We start from the raw sequence: 17721 nt of genomic DNA, 5'->3' as shown, positions 1-17721 counted from the left end.
AACCTCTTTTAATTTGTTTATTTTGCATCATACCATGATTTTCCATAATTAACAGAAACTTTTAATGGTACATCTAATTTAACAGCACTGTCCATTGTTTTCGGGACTAATTTAGTTAGCTCCTCAATTTCGCTATCAGGTGCTTCAAAAATTAATTCATCATGAATTTGTAAAAGCATGGTGGCGCTCATATTTTGAATTGCCCGTTCCATTTTAATCATCGCAATTTTAATAATATCAGCAGCGCTACCTTGAATGGGTGTATTCATGGCTGTTCGTTCAGCAAAAGACCTTTGGTGGAAATTTTTAGAATGAATATCTGGCAAGTATCTTCTGCGGTGTGAAATGGTTTCAACATACCCCAATTTATGAGCTTTGTCGACTTCACCATTCATATATTTTTTTACATTTGGATATTCTTGAAAATACTTTTCAATAAATGATTTTGCCCTAGCTCTACTAATGCCAGTATTTCTTGATAAACCAAATGCACTAATCCCATAAACAATTCCAAAATTAACTGCTTTAGCTTGTCTTCTTAAATTAGGTGTTACATCAGCATTTGACTTTAAATTAAAAATTCTTCTAGCAGTTGATGCATGAATATCGTCATTCTCAGCAAATTCTTTTTGCATATTTCGGTCACCAGAAATTGCAGCTAAGACCCTCAATTCAATTTGAGAATAATCAAATGAAAAGATTTCCCAACCCTTATGACTTGGGATGAACGCTTTCCTAATTTTCTTCCCTTCAGGCGTCCTAACGGGAATATTCTGTAAATTAGGATCAACGGAAGATAATCGTCCCGTTTGGGTCAGGGTCTGCAAATATCTCGTGTGAACTTTATGATCAGTAGAATGAACGACCTTTAATAGTCCATCGATATAGGTTGATAATATTTTAGCAATTTTTCGATATTCAAGAACATTTTGAACAATTTTAGATTCGCCCGCTAATTTTTCTAAAACGTCAACCGATGTTGAATAACCCGTTTTAGTTCTTTTAATCACCGGTAATTGTAATTTTTCAAACAAAATTTTTCCCAATTGTTTTGGTGACCCAATGTTGAATTTCTCACCGGCTTGATTATAAATATCACTTTCAACTTGACTTAAACGTTCTGTATATTTATTTTTCATTTGGTTAAGCACGTTGGTGTCGACAGTAATCCCAGCAATTTCCATTCTAGCGAGTGTAAATGCAACTGGTAATTCAATTTGTCGATAGAGTTTTTCTTGATTATTTGTCTTTAATTGACTAAACATTTGATCTTGAAGATTATTAATTGCCATTGCCTTTGAAACCAAATGTTTCAGTAGTATTTCATCATCCGGAATCGATCTTTTTGCACCCTTGCCATAAACTTGTTCATCAGATTTAATATTAAAATCACCATGTTTAGCGGCAACTTTCCCTAAATCATTACTATTATCATTAGTATTCAACAAGTAGGAAACAAGTAGCATGTCAAAATTAATGTGTGCCAACTTTATCCCTAATCGATTTAATCCCACATAAGTTCTTTTAGCGTCGAAAACATTCTTAAAAATTTGATTACTTTCTAAAATATGTTTAATCGGATTTGAATTAAGCAAGTCAATATCTTTAGAAACAAACCATTTATCTTCTTGACCGATTACAAAACCAGCAAATGGTGAAAGATGATAATTAGGTTCAGGCATTGCTAAATAAAATGTTACTGGTTTGTCCAGATTTAAATGATCGATTAATTTTAAATGTTTTGAATCCAACTGTGTATATTTAATTTTGGGTGAACTTATTTTTCCACTATTATTTAACTGCATTAAATAACTATGGAAGCCAACGTCTTTATAAAATGAAATTAATTGATCGATTTGATCACCTAAATATGGAACTTGTGATAACTTAATTGTAACTGGTGATTGACGGTCAATAGTAGCAAGTTTTTTAGCTAAGTATGCCTTATCTTTATCTTCAATTAAATGTTGCTGCATCTTTTTGCCAGAAAAATCGTCTAAATGCTGATAAACATTTTCCATTGAACCGTATTTTTGAATTAATTTAATTGCTTTTTTATGGCCAATTAAAGTGACCCCGGGATAATTATCTGAATTATCACCGCGCAGTGCCTTTACATCAACAATTTGACTCGGCTTGATGCCAAATTTATCAATGACGTGTTCAGTTGTAAAATGTTCAACGCTACTTACACCGGTTTTAGATAAGGAAACCGTCGTTAAATTAGAACAAAGTTGCGTTAGATCACGATCACCAGTAACAATTGTTGTTTCATATCCCAATTTTTCAGCACGTTTAGACAACGTCCCAATAATATCATCAGCTTCATAATTATTAAGTTGATAACTTTTAATACCACGTGCCTTTAATAATCGTTTAACATAGGGAAACTGTTGAATTAATTCATCAGGGGTCGGCTTCCTACCGCCCTTATAATCAGAATACATTTTAGTTCGAAATGTTATTTTTCCTGCATCAAAGGCAGCTAACGCTAAGGTTGGTTTAACAATGTCTAACATTGTATCTAACATTCGATTAAATCCATATGTTGCATTGGTATGGATGCCTTTATCATTAGTAAAACGATTAGCTGGCAAAGCAAAAAATGCTTTATAGATAATACTATTCCCATCAATTAATAATAATCGTTGCTTCTTTTCGGCCATATAAATCTCCCTTGCTATTTTTTACTATTATTATTTTAACACCGATAACGAAAAAAATAACGGCACAACTAAGTACCGTTATTTTAGATTGATAATTTTAACGATTATCACTAGAAAATCCAAAAATTGATAATAAATCAATAAATAGGTTAATGAAATCTAAATATAAAATTAATGCACCGTTAATTGCTAATCCTGTTGATGAAAAATCATTACCATATCTTAAGTATAATTCCTTATTCTTTTGAGTATCAAAAGCGGTTAAAATTGAGAAAACAACAACTGAAACAATTGAAATAATTAAAGTAGCAATGCTCATTCGTAAAAATATATTAATAAAACCTGCAACAATAATACCAAATAATGCTGCAAATGCTTGACGACCAATGTTAGTTAAATCTTTCTTAGTTGTTAATCCCATAAAACTCATTGCAATAAAGTCACTAGCACTTGCAACAAAAGCTGCCGTAATGGTTGCTTTTGTATATACTGCAAAAATACTTGAAAAAGTTAAGCCCGTTAATGCCGCAAAAATTGAAAGCATCACAATTCCAACTGTAGGACTCTTTAATGCTTGTCTTTGGGTTGCCATTGCAACACCAAACCATACAAATATCAATATCCATGACATCCATCGATTTCCATATAAAATACTAAAAGTTGTACTTGCATATACAGTTCCGCATAAATATGAAACCAATCCGGAAAGCAAGATTGCAAATGCCATCCAACCATAAGTTTTACCTAAAAAACGGTTTAAACCAGTTGCGTCGCTAATTGTTTTTCGTTCAGTATCTGGATTAATATTAAAATTGTTCATTCAAAACACCTCTTTATGTTTACCATTATCTTAAATAAATCATCGTTAATTATCAATTAATTTATCTTTTTTGTAATAAATCTTTATATTTCTTTTCGTACTTCTGAATATCACCAGCACCCATAAATACAACGACTTCATTATGGTATTGAAGCAGTGGTTTCATATCTTCGCCCTTAATCAAATGACTATTTTTAGTAATTTTATTTACCAAATCTTGGCTAGATACTTTTCCAGATTTTTCACGTGGTGAACTATAAATTTTTGTAACGTAAACTTCATCAGCTTTACTTAAGCTTTGGGCAAATTGATCTAAATATGCTAAAGTTCTGCTATAAGTATGAGGCTGAAAAACAACAACAACTTTTTTATCGGGGAATTCTTGCCTTGTTGCATCTAAAGTTGCATTAATTTCTGATGGATGATGAGCATAATCATCAACAATCGTCATATCTGAAACTTTAGATCTTGAGAAGCGACGTTTAACACCCATGAAATTAGCTAATTCACGTTTGATTTCTTTTAAATCAACATCTTCAAAGTAAGAGACAGCAATGACAGCAAGTGAATTCAAAATACTGTGTTCACCAAAAAGATGAATAACAAAACGTCCTAAATTCTTACCATCGTGAACAACGTCAAATTCTGATCCGTCAGTATTCCTTTTAACATTAACAGCTCTAAAATCATCATCTAATCCAGTACCGTAAGTGTAAACTGGGACATGAGTTTTTAAATGTTTCAACCTTGGATCTTCACCCCAAACGAAAACACCCTTTTGAGTTTGATCCGCAAAAGACTGAAATGCACTAAAAACATCATTAATGTCTGCATAATAATCAGGATGATCAAAATCAACATTGGTCATAATTGAGTAATCAGGTTTAGTAGCAAGGAAATGCCTTCTATATTCATCAGCTTCGTAAACAAAGAATCTAGCATTGGGGACACCATTTCCTGTCCCATCACCAATTAAATAGTCTGTTGGTGCAATATTACTCAAAACATGCGAAAGCAATCCAGTTGTGCTGGTTTTACCATGGGTTCCGGAAATTCCAATACTAGTATGCCCTTCAATCATTTTTCCTAAGAATTGATGATATCGATAAACAGGCAACTTCATTTTCAAAGCCTTGGCAATTTCTGGATGATCATTAGTAAATGAATTTCCAGCAATTACCGTTAAACCTTCATGAATATTTTTAGGATCAAACGGTAAAAGCTTAATGTGGGCATTTTCTAATCCCTTCTGGGTAAAAGTCCGTTGTTCAATATCTGATCCTTGAACTTTACAACCACGAGCATGAAGAATAAGAGCCATTGCACTCATCCCAGTTCCTTTAATTCCAACAAAATGATAAATTGTATTTTTGTTCATGACTAACCTCTCCTGATTATTGATTTAATTTTTGATAATCTTCTTTAGTAAGATAAACATCCCTTGGTTTGGAACCATGCTGAGAAGAAACATAATTATTCTGTTCCAAATCATCAATTAAACTTGCAGCACGATTGTAACCAATTGAGAATACACGTTGGAGTTTAGAAGTTGAAATCGTTTTTTCATTTGAAATGTATTTCAAAACTTGGGGCATTAATTTATCTTGATTTTCAACCTGATCAACGTGTTTTAGCAACGACTTAGGTTGAAAAGCATAGTTAGGATGGCCCTGTTGTCTTATGAAATCAGTAACTTTTTCAATTTCATTATTTCCAACAAATGTTCCCTGTAATCTTATTGGCTGGCTAGATCCACTACCAACATATAGCATATCACCTTTTCCTAGCAAACGCTCGGCTCCAGATGAATCAATAATGGTTCTTGAATCAACTTGACTTGAAACCATAAATGCAACCCTAGTTGGAATATTATTCTTAATCGTTCCAGTAATGATATCTACACTTGGTCGCTGCGTTGCAACAATCAAGTGAATCCCAGCCGCACGAGCCTTCTGAGTAATTCTAACGATATAATCCTCAACCTCAGTCGAAGCAACCATCATTAGATCAGCTAATTCATCAATTACAATGACAATATATGGCATCTTTAATCCTGGTTCATTACGCTTTTCGGCTTCTTTATTAAATTGCTCAATATTTCTAACACCACCGGCAGCTAACCGTTCATAACGCTGATCCATTTCCTTTACAGCCCATTTTAATGCTGCGGAAGCTTGTTTAGGATCAGAAATAACTGGTGAAAGCAAATGCGGAATTCCATTATAAGGAGCTAGTTCGACCGCTTTTGGATCAATTAAAATTAATCTCAGTTCTGATGGATTATCTTTATACAACAATGACATCAACAAACTATTGATAAATACACTTTTACCAGACCCAGTTGCTCCAGCAATTAACCCATGGGGCATTTTTCTAATATCAGTAACTTGCGGTTGACCGGTTAGATCAACTCCCAATGCAACTGTCAACGCCTTATTACTATTTTGAAATTTATCAGAATTAATAACCTCAGATAATAATACCGGACGCGGTTTTGGATTCGGAATTTCAATTCCAACGGTAGTTCGACCTGGAATTGGTGCTTCGATTCTAATATCCTTAGCAGCTAATGCTAATTTCAAATCATCCGTTAAGTTCGTGATTTTACTTACCTTAACACCTAATTTTAATTTAACTTGAAATTGAGTAACGGTTGGTCCATTTGTCCAATCAACCACTTCAGCATCAACGTTAAATGCATCTAAAGTTTTATTTAAAATTTTGGCTTGTCTCTTAATCCATTCATTTAAATGTTCATCTTTAAAATGCTTTGGTTGATTAAGCAATTTAGGACTTGGATAGTGGTAGCCACGATCTGTCGGATTAATTTGTGTGACTTTCGGATGAGCAACGTTTGAGTTGGAATTATTACCTATCACTGTATCAGAAGATGGTTGTTCAGCTGCCCTTTCGTTATTTAAGTGGGTAGTATTTTTTTCTGATGATAAATTTTTCCCATGATTTTGATTATCATTCATTTGTTGTTCGGTATTTTGTTTCTTTTGTTGATCCTGATCAAATAATTTAGAATGATGATCACCACTATCTTCATCATTCAAGATGGAAGATAACGTGTTCCCAAGTCCATATTTAGATGCAGATTTAGATTTAACATTATCAGAGCTAGATTGATAATTACTAGATTCAGATAAATCTTCATCAGAAGAGCTACTCTTGGATGCTTGATTACTTGAATTTGAAATAACGTCAGATTGTAATTCAGAATTATTACTATTATTTTGTGACGAAATGTGGCTTGATTCTAAACCATAGTTTCGATTACTTGGTTTAACATTCTCGGAAGCTTTTTTAGATGTTATCTTCTGATCATCATTTGGATTATTCGAATTGCTTATATCATCAGAATTCGTTTCATGAACAGAAACGTTAGAAATTGGTGTCGTCTTATGATCAAAATTACTTCCTTGATCATTATTATTTTGATGTTCATCAAGGTTAGATAATTCGGAGCGGTTAATTGAAAATTGATTTGTTTGTTGTCCAAAAGTGGAATCATTATCATAATTAGACGCAATTACAATATATGAATCATTATTTTTCTGTAATTCAGACTTTAATCGGTTATAATTTATACCATGATCACTGTGATGATATACTTTTAGCTGAGAATGATAATGATAATTCTGATTAGGCTTAAAAGCCTTCGTCATTTCAGCAATTGGATTACTAGTTTGAATATCATCCTTTTTTAAATGTATCTGTTTATGTCTAATGTGCCGTTTTGAAGATTGGTTATTAAATGGTTTTTTACCCATCGCTCGATTTAAAAAACGGCGATAAAAAGCTGGGCCATCGTAATGGTTCATATTCTGTCATCCTTAATTATTTATTAATAATATATGTACAGGGGATTTTCCTTTTCCCCTTTTTATATTAAAGCTAGTCGAATAGATGATTAGCTTTATTAAAATCAAATTTAGATCCAACTTGATATTCATCAGGTAAAATCAATGCTCCCGGTTTTTGAGGGGCATTTTTTAAATTTAATTCATATCCAGCACAAATCATTCCATCACTTTCAACGCCGCGTAACTTACCAGGTTCAATGATCATTCCACTAGGCATGATTGCACCAACCTTAGCAACAACAACTTTAATATGTTCTCGCATGTTGGGTGAACCACTGACAATTTGCACTGTCTTTCCATTATTAATTTTAGTTTGAGTAATTTGTAAATGATCTGAATCTGGATGCGGCTTTGTTGATTCAACATAACCAACAACAAATTTAGGATCCGGATCAAATTTAATCTGATCACTAAAGCCATTTTGATTTAATACCTGATTTAAAGTATCAATTTCTTTTTGACTTAATTCGAAAGGACCATTATGTTTAACTAAATCAGGAATAATTTTACTTGCTGATAAGAAGTTATAACCTAGTGTTGTGTTATTTTTAGCATCATAAATATGAACAATGCCATTCTTAATTTCAAATGATTGTTCACTAACATTAGGATGAATCATTACAATTAAAATATCGTCCGTTCCTTTTAAACTATAGCTTGAAATTAACATTCTATTTAACACCCTCGTTTTTATTTTAATGAATCAAGAAATTTTTCAATTTCATCTTTTGTTTTACGATCTTTATTAACTAATCTACCAATTTCTTTACCATTATTGAATACAACAAAACTTGGAATTCCAAAAATATTCATATCACGAGCTAAATCCATATTATGATCACGATCAACAGAAATAAAATGATAATTTGGATAATCTTTTACAATATCAGGCATTGCTGGTTTAATAAAATTACAATCAGAGCACCAGGTTGCATTAAAAAATAGAACATACTTTCCATTTTTAATTCGCTTATCAAGTGTCTTTTTAGTTGCATTTTCAATCTTTTCCATAAATAAAGCCCCCCCATTTCATTAACTCTCCATTAATTCATTATACTAAAAACAATGTAAGTGTGCTTAATTATAGTTTGATTTATACTAAAAGTAATTAATGTTAATTTGGAGGTATTAATAATGAAAAAGCATCAATTAGAAGCCTTGATTGTTGGATTAAGTATTATATCAATTATAACTAGTGTCAACGTAAATATGATCATAAAAAAGCATCATGATCAAATTGAAAATCAAATTATCAAGACAATTAAATCTAAATTTAGAAATAAAGCCATTTATGGAACATGGATCCATTATTATAAGAAACAAAAGGCATTCATTGGCGGAATTAACATCCAATCTGGTCATGAGATTAATCAATTTAAATTCATTGCTAATAACAATGGTAAAATTACTCAGTTTTTTCGATTAAAATGAACGACTGCCTGATAAATGGGTCCATTTTGACTAAATTTTTCTTCATATTCAGTTTGAACATTATTTTTATTTTCAGGACTATTATGCAAATTAAGACTAATATCGTCAAATACCAATCCTTGATTGTTAAATGTTTTAAGTGAATATTCAAATAAGCCGCGATTATCAGTTTTAAATTTAATTGGTGCATCTGGACTTAATACTTTAGAATAACTATTTAAAAAACGTGGTGAAGTTAAGCGCCGTTTTTCATGCCTCTTTTTAGGCCATGGATCAGAAAAATTTAAGTAAATGGCATCAACTTCATTCTGGTTAAATAATCGATCAACCATAATTCCATCAGTATGTAGAAACTGAATGTTTGTTAATTCGTTATTAACCGCTTTTCTTAATGCCATCGCAATCACTGATGTTTGAATCTCAATCCCCAAGAAATTAATTTGGGGATATTTTTTGGCCATTTCAACGATAAACTGACCTTTTCCAGTCCCAATTTCTAATTGTAATGGCTGGTTAGGATTCGGAAAACGTTCTTTCCATTTTCCAATCCATCGATCTGGATTGGTAACAATCCAATTTGGATGAGCAGTAATATACGGTTCTGCCCACGGTTTATTTCTAACCCGCATACGATTTATTCTCCTTCATTCACCTTTAATTTTATTTTAACAGTTTAGACTACTTTACCGTCAAGCTGTTTTTAATTTTTTTGAATTCGTTTTCGAATATAAAATCGTTTAAAAATATAAATTTCAACTAAGTCAATAATCAAAATTAAGATAGAAGTGATAACTGATAAGTTGGCAATAAACGATACAATCCAGAATAAAATAGAAGAAAATAAAAGCAATCCCGTGATTATTCTTTCAAAACTCTGGATTTGATTAGTTTGATCTAACGGATAGATATGCATAAATACATTATCATCGAAGTGAAAATAAAATGGAATTAGCTGAAATCCAATCATATAAATAAAAAGAACGTTTAAAAACAATGGTAAAGCCTCTCCATGGATGAATAATAACAATACCATTCCAATAATTGTCAATCTTAAATATAAATTACTGAATTTTGAATCACGTGAAATTCCTCTTGAATACAAGTATAGGTATATGTTTTTTTGAGTTGGGTGAATTTGATTTAAAATTCGATCCAAATACTTTCTTCGTTTTGGTTTCGGATTAACTTTAGGAACATCTGTAAACAAATTAAAAAATTGATAAAGATCGTGCATCCTTTTTTCCTCATTATTAATCAAAAACAACCAATCCAATGATGAATGTGACCACTGGTTCAATTTAAATTGAACTGCAATTGCGAAAATAATTGAGATTAAGCATCCCAATAACGGATTTACAAAAACAGCAACGGAAATAGTAATAAATGGTAATAACCACTTTAATAGAAACGTTCGATTGAATTTATAAATATTAATTCGATATCCACCCATTAAATTACTGGATAACCAAATAAATTTAATCACTAAAATCATAATTAAATAACTAATTAAATCAATATTATTAGCGTGATTGGTTACCTCAATAAATGGCAATAAAATAAACCAAACTAAAATTTGAATTATCCCAGCCATTAATAAACTATAATTAAATGATTGTTTTAAATATTGATGTAAACTATATTCTTCAGGTAATAAAAATACATAATCAGGTTGTTTTAAAAACGTTGCGTAACGCCCTATTTGAACAGATAAAAAAAGGACAATCAAGATTACCCAATTAGTCCAGGCTAAACCGGGATGGAGTGTTTTTAATAAATTAGAATACTCATAACCTAATCCACCAACAAAAAACATCATTGCAATTACAAAGAAGTCATTTAAAACATAACGTAAGTATTTAGCTAATTCCATCAAATGGTGACTCAATCTTGTCTTAAAAAGTGTTTTCATTGTCGATCATCCCTAGCAAGGCTTAAATAAATATCATTTAATGATGAACCAGCATGTGGAAATTTTTTTCTTAACTGTTCTAATGTTCCTTCAGTTCTAATTTTGCCACCATGAATAAGCACAAAACGGTCACAAAAACGTTCGGCTGTATCTAATACATGGGTAGACATTAAAATACTACTCCCCTTTTGTTTTTGTTGCTTAATCAAATCAATTAGATCAGATACAGCTAATGGATCTAACCCTAAAAACGGCTCATCAATAATAAATAATTTAGCATTAGTTATAAAAGCACAAACAATCATTACTTTTTGTTTCATACCCTTAGAAAAATTTGCAGGGAACCAATTTAATTTATTATCTAGTCTGAAAATTCGAAGCAAGCGCTTTGCCTCTTTCCAAGCTTGAGTATGATTTAAATGGTAAGCCATCATCGTCATTTCAAGATGTTCTTTTAAAGTTAATTCTGGATAAAGAACTGGAATTTCTGGGATATACGCAATTTGCTTTTTATAATCGCGATTATCATTTTCGATTGTTTTTCCATTAATCATAATTGTCCCAGAGAATGGTTTTAAGATTCCAATAATATGATTAATTGTCGTTGATTTCCCAGCACCGTTTAGGCCAATTAATCCTACTAATTCGCCATCCTTAACGTCAAAGGAAATATCCTTTAATACTGGGATTTGAGAATAACCACCAACAACGTGTGATACATTTAAAGCCATTAATTCACTTCCTCAACTTAATTTAATATAATTTAATTATATCATAATTTTAAGGCAATATTTTTGTAGTGTATAATAAACATAATAATAGTTAAAGGAGATTTTCATTATGAAAGATTGTATTTTCTGTAAAATCATAAGAAACGAAATACCAAGTTACACTATCTATGAAGACAACGTCGTTAAAGCATTTTTAGATATTTCACAGGCAACTCCTGGCCATACACTTGTAATTCCGAAAAAACATGTTCCAAATATTTATGAATATGATGCTAAATTTGCTAGTGATGTCTTCTCGAGAATTCCTAAAATCGCGAGAGCAATTAAAAAATCCAATCCTAAAATCAAGGGAATGAACATTATTAATAATAATGGAAAAATTGCCTCACAATCTGTATTTCACTCCCATTTTCATTTAATTCCAAGATATAGTGATCACGATGGATTCAGTATGAAATTTGTTGATAATTCTAAAAAATATAGTAAAGATGATTTTAAAAAACTTCAACAAAAAATTTCCAGCCAATTGGAGGATAAATAATGAAAAAATCGATTAGCATTACAATTGGTGCAAGTTCCATGTTAGTTGGTTATCTATTCTTTAATTCAAATCATTTTAAAGAATTAGTCCAAATTAGCAAAGAAAAAATGAATGATGCTAAACGGGTTCAAAAAAATTCTAAAAATGTTTCAAAGCAATTGAATCAATTTAAAAAGACAATTCCCACTGCTAAAAAAGCATTAAATGATTTTCAAACGGAATTGAATGATTTCCAATTTAAAATTAAACCTAAAATTAATAAAATCAATCATACATTAGAAAATATGAAGAATTAAAATTTTTTTGATGATTATAGGCTGAAATATGTTATATTTAAGGGTGTGTAAAATATTATGATTGAAAGGATCTGTTATTTAACATGCATAAAAACACTAAAAAAATCCTAATTGGTTTAGCAGGTGTCTTAATGAGTACCTCATTAGTTGCCTGTGGAAGCAAGAGCGTTGCTATCACTAACGGAGGTCGCATTACCCAAAGTGAATACTATAGCAGCATGAAAAATACTTCTAACGGTAAAGCCGTTTTACAAGAAATGATCATTAAGAAAGTCTTACAAAAAGAATATGGAAGCCAAGTTAAAGAATCAGATGTTAATGCACAGTTTAATCAATACAAACAACAATATGGTTCTCAATTGGATGCAATGTTACAACAACAAGGGATGACAACATCTACCCTTAAAGATAACATCAAAACCCAATTATTAATTAAGCAGGCTGTTAAAGCTAATACTACCTTTACAACTGCTAAGTTAAAGAATCAATTCAAGAGTTTCCAACCTAAAGTCACTGTTAATGAAATGTTATTCAAGAGTAAGAGCCAAGCCAATAATGTTATTAATAAATTAAATAGTAAAAATGGTAAGAACTTTGAAAGCCTTGCTAAACAGTATTCACAAGACACATCTAACAAGGACAAGGGTGGCCGTTTAACACCATTCGATAATACTGATAGTTCATTAGATGCTAATTTCAAGAAGGCTGCATTTAATTTGAAGAATGGTGAATATACTAAGGCCCCTGTTAAAACTCAATTTGGTTACCAAGTTATTCAAATGGTCAACCACCCTAATAAAGGATCATATAACAATCATATTAGTGAACTAAAAGACCAAATCGTTAATAGCGAAATGAATAACCAATCATTTAGACAACAAGTTATTTCTAAGGTTCTTAAAAATGGTGGCGTTCAGATTCAAGATAACGATTTGAAGAATGTTTTAGCTGGTTACATGCAATCTTCATCAAGTAGTAAGTAAATAATTTATTAATAGAAAAGGTATTTAGTTACCTTTTTTATTTAATGTTTTTTAGTTAAAGTAACTTATAACAGTTAACAAATAAAAAGGATTAACAAATTATAATTTGTTAATCCTTTTTTAATCTAATTATTTAAACCATTGTTTAGCTTTCTGATATAAATTATTGGCACCATTCTTAATTGAATTAACGCCCTTTCCAACATCAGAACTAAACTTGTCGGCACCATTTTCAATATTATTCCAAATATTATTAGATGACTTACCTTTATTTTTATCTTCTGCCATTGTTTGAGCATCACTAACGTCAAAATTATTTTGCTTGGTAGTCGGAATAATTGATTGCATTTCATTTTTAAACAATGGGCCAATTCCGGTTCCACTAACGTTTTCCAAATGATGGGCCGCATTAGTATTATCAAATCCTTCCCAAGTTACTAAAACGACATTGGGAGTATATCCAATAATCCATTTATCACGGGTAGCATCAGCATCACCAGTTTGATCAGCTTCGGTACTACCAGTTTTACCTGCAACTTGGTACCCACTTGGTTTGGCATCAGCACCAGTTCCGTTATCAAATACGCCAAGCATCATACTAGTCATCTGTTTAGCAGTCGAATTAGACATGACTTGTTTGCTGTTTGGTGTCGTATTATCAACAATTACATGTCCAGATGCATCAACAATTTTACGAATGTAATGCGGTTGATTCATCACCCCATGGTTAGCAAAAGAAGTGTACGCCCCTGCCATTTGTTGAGGAGAAACACCATTAGATAATCCTCCTAATGCCAACGCTAAGTTTTTATCACTACTGTTAATTGGCAAACCAAAATTCTTAACAGAATGGTATCCCTTATTAACGCCAATTTGATTTAAGAGCCAAACAGCTGGTGCATTCATACTTTGAGCTAGAGCTTGGTACATAGGCACTTTCCCGGTATATTGATTCCCATAATTTTCAGGATGATAATGATTTTTACCATAAGTTTGATTTTTATTAACTAACGTTGAATCATAATTATAACCATTTTCAAGTGCCGGCGTATAAACCGCCAGCGGTTTCATCGTTGAACCAGGTTGACGCTTGATTTCAGTTGCACGGTTATAGCCCCTGAACACATGTTGCCCACGGCCACCGACGACAGCACTAACGCCACCATCACTTGGATTTACCGCAACCGAAGCTGCTTGAACCTTAGTTCCATCACTTGCGTTTTGTGGAAAATTGTTATCATCATTAAAATCATTTTGCATACTTTGCTGCTGCTTTTGATTTAATGTCGTATAGATTTTGTAACCATGATTCATAATATCATTCTCTGATAGTCCGTACTTGTTAATTGCTTCATCAATCACCGCATCAAAATAATAAGGGTAATTATATTTATTTTTATAAGAGTAGTTATCAACCGTTTTAATCGGCATTTTTTGATACTGTTTAGCTTGACTATAACTAATTTTATGATTTTCAGCCATTAGATCTAGAACAACATTTCTTCTTGCTTTACTCCGATTGGGGTGATCAACTGGATTAAATCCACTTGGGTTGGTTAACATTCCTGCCAAAACGGCAGCATCCTGAATTGGCAGTTGATCAGCTGACATTCCAAAGTAACGTTCAGATGCATCTTGAACACCATAAACACCATTACCAAAATAAGCGTTATTCATGTACATGCTTAAAATTGCATTCTTAGAATAAGTATTTTCAACTTGAATTGAAATAAAAATTTCATTTAATTTTCGACTCAATGTCTGCTGTTGAGATAGATAAGCATTTTTTACCAGCTGTTGAGTAATTGTGCTCCCACCGCCACTAATGTAATCTCGATGAAGAATTTTATTTTTAATGGCAAGTAAAAATGCTCTCCCAATTCCTTTAAATGAAAAACCATACTCATGATAAAAATTACGATCTTCTGTTGACAAAATTGCGTTGGGAATATTTTGAGAAATACGTTGTAATCCAACGTAAGTTCCCTTTTGAGAATAAAGTTCACCTGCATTTTGATTTGAATTATCATAAATTACCGTTGATTGCTTCAATGATGAATGTAAATTCCCCACACCAATTGTTTTAGCTTTAAAAGTTAAAAATGAACTCATTAGTAAAACAACTAATAATAAAGCAGCAACCATCATTCTAACTAAATGATAGCGTTTAGATAGTCTATGCCAATTTTTTCTAATTCGATGCAAAAGTTGTAAAAACCAACGTTTGCGATCCTGATTATGTGATTTCATTTGATTCATATAAATAAAAGCATCTCTTTTATGGATTGATTAAATTATGATAATTATATCATATTTAATTTACCTAATTTTACAATTAGATAATAAAAAGTTCCCAATTATGTATTAAAACATAATCAGAAACTTTAATCATTAATTACTTTACATTTGATCCGGAGCTTTTACGCCTAATAAGCGTAATGCTTCCTTCAAAACGATTGAAATACTTTTTACTAATGATAATCGAGCAACTAATTCATCATCTTTAACTAAGACCTTAGTATGAGCGTAGTATTTATTAAATGCTTTCGATAGTTTCAAAGAATATTTTGCAATGTCTGACGGTTCAAATTCGTCACAAGCCATTTTTACAATTCGAGGGAAGTCATTCAATAATTTTAAAACATCCCAAGCTGCTGGATCACTAACTGATTTAGAACCAGACACAATTGATTGTGAACTAACGTGAGCTTTTCTAAGAATACTTTCAGCGCGAGCATGGGCATATTGAACATATGGACCAGTTTCACCTTCAAACCGTAATTGATCTTTTAAAACGAAATTGATGCTATCCATTCGATTATTCTTTAAATCACCAAATATGATTGCACCAACACCGACTTCGTTAGCAACATTATCTTTATTAGGCAAATCAGGATTCTTTTCTTGAATTTGTTCCTTAGCAAGTTTAACAGAATCATCTAATACCTTGTTCAATAGGATGATGCGACCGGATCTTGTTGATAATTTTTGTCCATTAGATAAAATTAAGCCAAATGGAACGTGATGTAAATTATCAGCCGATGGAATTCCCATTTCCTTTAAAACGGCCTTTAACTGTTTAAAGTATAAAATTTGTTCAGAACCAACAACGTATAGATTCATTGCAGGATGGTAAGTTCGATCACGGTAAATGGCAGTTGCTAAATCACGTGTAATATAAAGGGATGCACCATCACTCTTTAAAATTAATGCCGGATTCAAATTATATTTTTGTAAATCAACAATTTCAGCCCCGCGTGATTTCTTTAGAAGGTGTTTATCTTTCAACATTTGGATAACTTCATCCATTTTATCATTATAGAATGATTCACCGTTATAGGTATCAAATTTAACACCCAATTTATCATACGTTTTATTAAATGATTTTAAAGATACATCTCTGAACCATTTCCATAAATTAATTGCTTCTTGGTTCCCATTTTCGAGCTTTTTGAACCATTCACGTGCTTCATCATCAAGTTCAGGATGTTCTTTATCAACCTTATGAAAATGGACATAGTATTCAACCAACTTATTGATTGGGTCAGCCTCAACGTCTTTTTCATTCCCCCATTTTAAATAAGCCGTGATTAACTTACCAAATTGGGTTCCCCAATCACCAAGGTGATTATCTTTAATTGGATGGTAGCCGTTTTTAGATAAAATATTCGCAATTGAATTTCCAATTACGGTTGATCTTAAATGCCCCATTGAAATTGGTTTTGCAATATTAGGTGAAGACATATCAATTGTAACGTTTCGTTGATTACCACGTTGATTATTGCCATAGTTTTGTTGCTGTTTTAAAATCAAGTCCAAAACATCATTGCTAAATTTAGATTTATTTAGAAAGAAATTAATATAAGGACCAGTTGCAACAACTTTATCAAATCCTTCAGTATTAATTTGTTTAACTAAATTTTGAGCAATTATTTGTGGTGCTTGATGTAATTCCTTAGCTAAAATAAATGTTGGAAAAGCTAGATCACCCATTTTAGAATTTTTGGGAACTTCAATTTTAGCTTCAATATCCTTACGATTAATTTTATGATCCAATGCTGAACTGATATTATCAGCAATTGTTTGTTTATAATCCAATATTACCCCTCCTTAAAATTCATCATGGCAAAGTATGATTAAGTCAATCATTTTATGATTGGATAAAAAAACTCTTACAATTACTATTCATAATTGTAAGAGACGAGCAAGCCCGCGGTACCACTCTTGTTGATATCAATTATCCACTTTAAATATATAATTTTAGATTCTAAAAAGCACGCTTTCGTTAAAATCATAACCCTGGCTCTCACCAACCCAGGTTCGCTTGATTATTAATCATAACTACTACTCTTTTATAATCGAATCATTATAAGCGGGTAACGGGAATCGGACCCGCGACTTAAGCTTGGGAAGCTTATATTTTACCACTAAACTATACCCGCTTAACAACAGATAATTTTAACACATAATTATCT

The 17721-nt window shown here is 31.7% G+C and carries 15 protein-coding genes and 1 tRNA gene; 4 read left to right on the top strand and 12 right to left on the bottom strand.

Features of this window, described 5'->3' with window-relative positions; genetic code table 11:
* Positions 1-17: 17 nt before the first annotated feature.
* The 6 genes from polA to WR164_RS03710 all read right to left on the bottom strand — a co-directional run bounded on the left by polA (position 18) and on the right by WR164_RS03710 (position 8366).
* A complete protein-coding gene (gene polA / locus WR164_RS03735) occupies positions 18-2666 on the bottom strand; it encodes a DNA polymerase I (RefSeq protein ID WP_286136207.1) in 2649 nt (882 codons plus the stop codon).
* 97 nt (positions 2667-2763) lie between these two features.
* Positions 2764-3486: a Bax inhibitor-1/YccA family protein gene (locus tag WR164_RS03730; RefSeq protein WP_286136206.1), complete on the bottom strand. Its 723-nt coding sequence runs from the start codon at positions 3484-3486 to the stop codon at positions 2764-2766.
* A gap of 61 nt (positions 3487-3547) precedes the next feature.
* Positions 3548-4864 carry a UDP-N-acetylmuramate--L-alanine ligase gene (murC, locus tag WR164_RS03725; protein WP_286136205.1) on the bottom strand — a complete coding sequence of 439 codons (1317 nt, stop codon included), beginning with the start codon at positions 4862-4864 and terminating at the stop codon, positions 3548-3550.
* A gap of 16 nt (positions 4865-4880) precedes the next feature.
* The gene (locus tag WR164_RS03720; protein ID WP_286136204.1) at positions 4881-7313 is read right to left on the bottom strand and encodes a DNA translocase FtsK; all 2433 of its coding nucleotides are present in this window, start codon (positions 7311-7313) and stop codon (positions 4881-4883) included.
* A 73-nt stretch (positions 7314-7386) separates the two neighbouring features.
* On the bottom strand, positions 7387-8025 hold the full coding sequence (gene ytpR / locus WR164_RS03715) for a YtpR family tRNA-binding protein (RefSeq protein ID WP_286136203.1): 639 nt from the start codon (positions 8023-8025) through the stop codon (positions 7387-7389).
* Between the two features lie 20 nt (positions 8026-8045).
* Complete coding sequence (locus tag WR164_RS03710; RefSeq protein WP_286136202.1) at positions 8046-8366, bottom strand: thioredoxin family protein; 321 nt, start codon at positions 8364-8366, stop codon at positions 8046-8048.
* Positions 8367-8489: 123 nt separating this feature from the next.
* On the opposite strand from WR164_RS03710, the gene WR164_RS03705 reads away from it, so the two are divergent.
* The gene (locus WR164_RS03705) at positions 8490-8786 is read left to right on the top strand and encodes a hypothetical protein (RefSeq protein WP_286136201.1); all 297 of its coding nucleotides are present in this window, start codon (positions 8490-8492) and stop codon (positions 8784-8786) included.
* On the opposite strand, the gene trmB is transcribed toward WR164_RS03705, so the two are convergent.
* The 3 genes from trmB to WR164_RS03690 form a co-directional block, all read right to left on the bottom strand.
* Positions 8765-9415 carry a tRNA (guanosine(46)-N7)-methyltransferase TrmB gene (gene trmB / locus WR164_RS03700; RefSeq protein ID WP_286136200.1) on the bottom strand — a complete coding sequence of 217 codons (651 nt, stop codon included), beginning with the start codon at positions 9413-9415 and terminating at the stop codon, positions 8765-8767. The two genes, WR164_RS03705 and trmB, sit on opposite strands and share 22 nt — an antisense overlap.
* A gap of 71 nt (positions 9416-9486) precedes the next feature.
* Complete coding sequence (locus WR164_RS03695) at positions 9487-10695, bottom strand: ABC transporter permease (RefSeq protein ID WP_286136199.1); 1209 nt, start codon at positions 10693-10695, stop codon at positions 9487-9489.
* Entirely contained in the window at positions 10692-11426 is a 735-nt protein-coding gene (locus WR164_RS03690; protein ID WP_286136198.1) for an ABC transporter ATP-binding protein, read from the bottom strand. The genes WR164_RS03695 and WR164_RS03690 overlap by 4 nt, the downstream gene beginning before the upstream one ends.
* A 109-nt stretch (positions 11427-11535) precedes the next feature.
* On the opposite strand from WR164_RS03690, the gene WR164_RS03685 reads away from it, so the two are divergent.
* From WR164_RS03685 to WR164_RS03675, 3 genes are all read left to right on the top strand, one after another.
* Positions 11536-11967 carry an HIT family protein gene (locus tag WR164_RS03685; protein WP_286136197.1) on the top strand — a complete coding sequence of 144 codons (432 nt, stop codon included), beginning with the start codon at positions 11536-11538 and terminating at the stop codon, positions 11965-11967.
* Positions 11967-12263 (top strand): hypothetical protein, encoded by a 297-nt coding sequence (locus tag WR164_RS03680; protein ID WP_286136196.1) that lies wholly within the window; start codon positions 11967-11969, stop codon positions 12261-12263. Before WR164_RS03685 ends, WR164_RS03680 begins: the two co-directional genes overlap by 1 nt.
* Before the next feature lie 83 nt (positions 12264-12346).
* The gene (locus WR164_RS03675; RefSeq protein WP_286136195.1) at positions 12347-13246 is read left to right on the top strand and encodes a peptidylprolyl isomerase; all 900 of its coding nucleotides are present in this window, start codon (positions 12347-12349) and stop codon (positions 13244-13246) included.
* Between the two features lie 129 nt (positions 13247-13375).
* On the opposite strand, the gene WR164_RS03670 is transcribed toward WR164_RS03675, so the two are convergent.
* The 3 genes from WR164_RS03670 to WR164_RS03660 form a co-directional block, all read right to left on the bottom strand.
* Positions 13376-15496, bottom strand: coding sequence for a transglycosylase domain-containing protein (locus WR164_RS03670; protein ID WP_286136899.1), 2121 nt, complete (start codon positions 15494-15496; stop codon positions 13376-13378).
* 150 nt (positions 15497-15646) lie between these two features.
* Entirely contained in the window at positions 15647-17344 is a 1698-nt protein-coding gene (argS, locus tag WR164_RS03665; protein ID WP_286136194.1) for an arginine--tRNA ligase, read from the bottom strand.
* Positions 17345-17617: 273 nt separating this feature from the next.
* Positions 17618-17688: transfer RNA gene (locus WR164_RS03660), tRNA-Gly, on the bottom strand.
* Positions 17689-17721: the final 33 nt, after the last annotated feature.

It is taken from the genome of Philodulcilactobacillus myokonensis, assembly GCF_027923585.1.
GTDB classification, from domain to species: domain Bacteria; phylum Bacillota; class Bacilli; order Lactobacillales; family Lactobacillaceae; genus Philodulcilactobacillus; species Philodulcilactobacillus myokonensis.
Note: the sequence above shows the minus strand (reverse complement) of the source record. Positions and strands in the feature narration are given on the sequence as shown.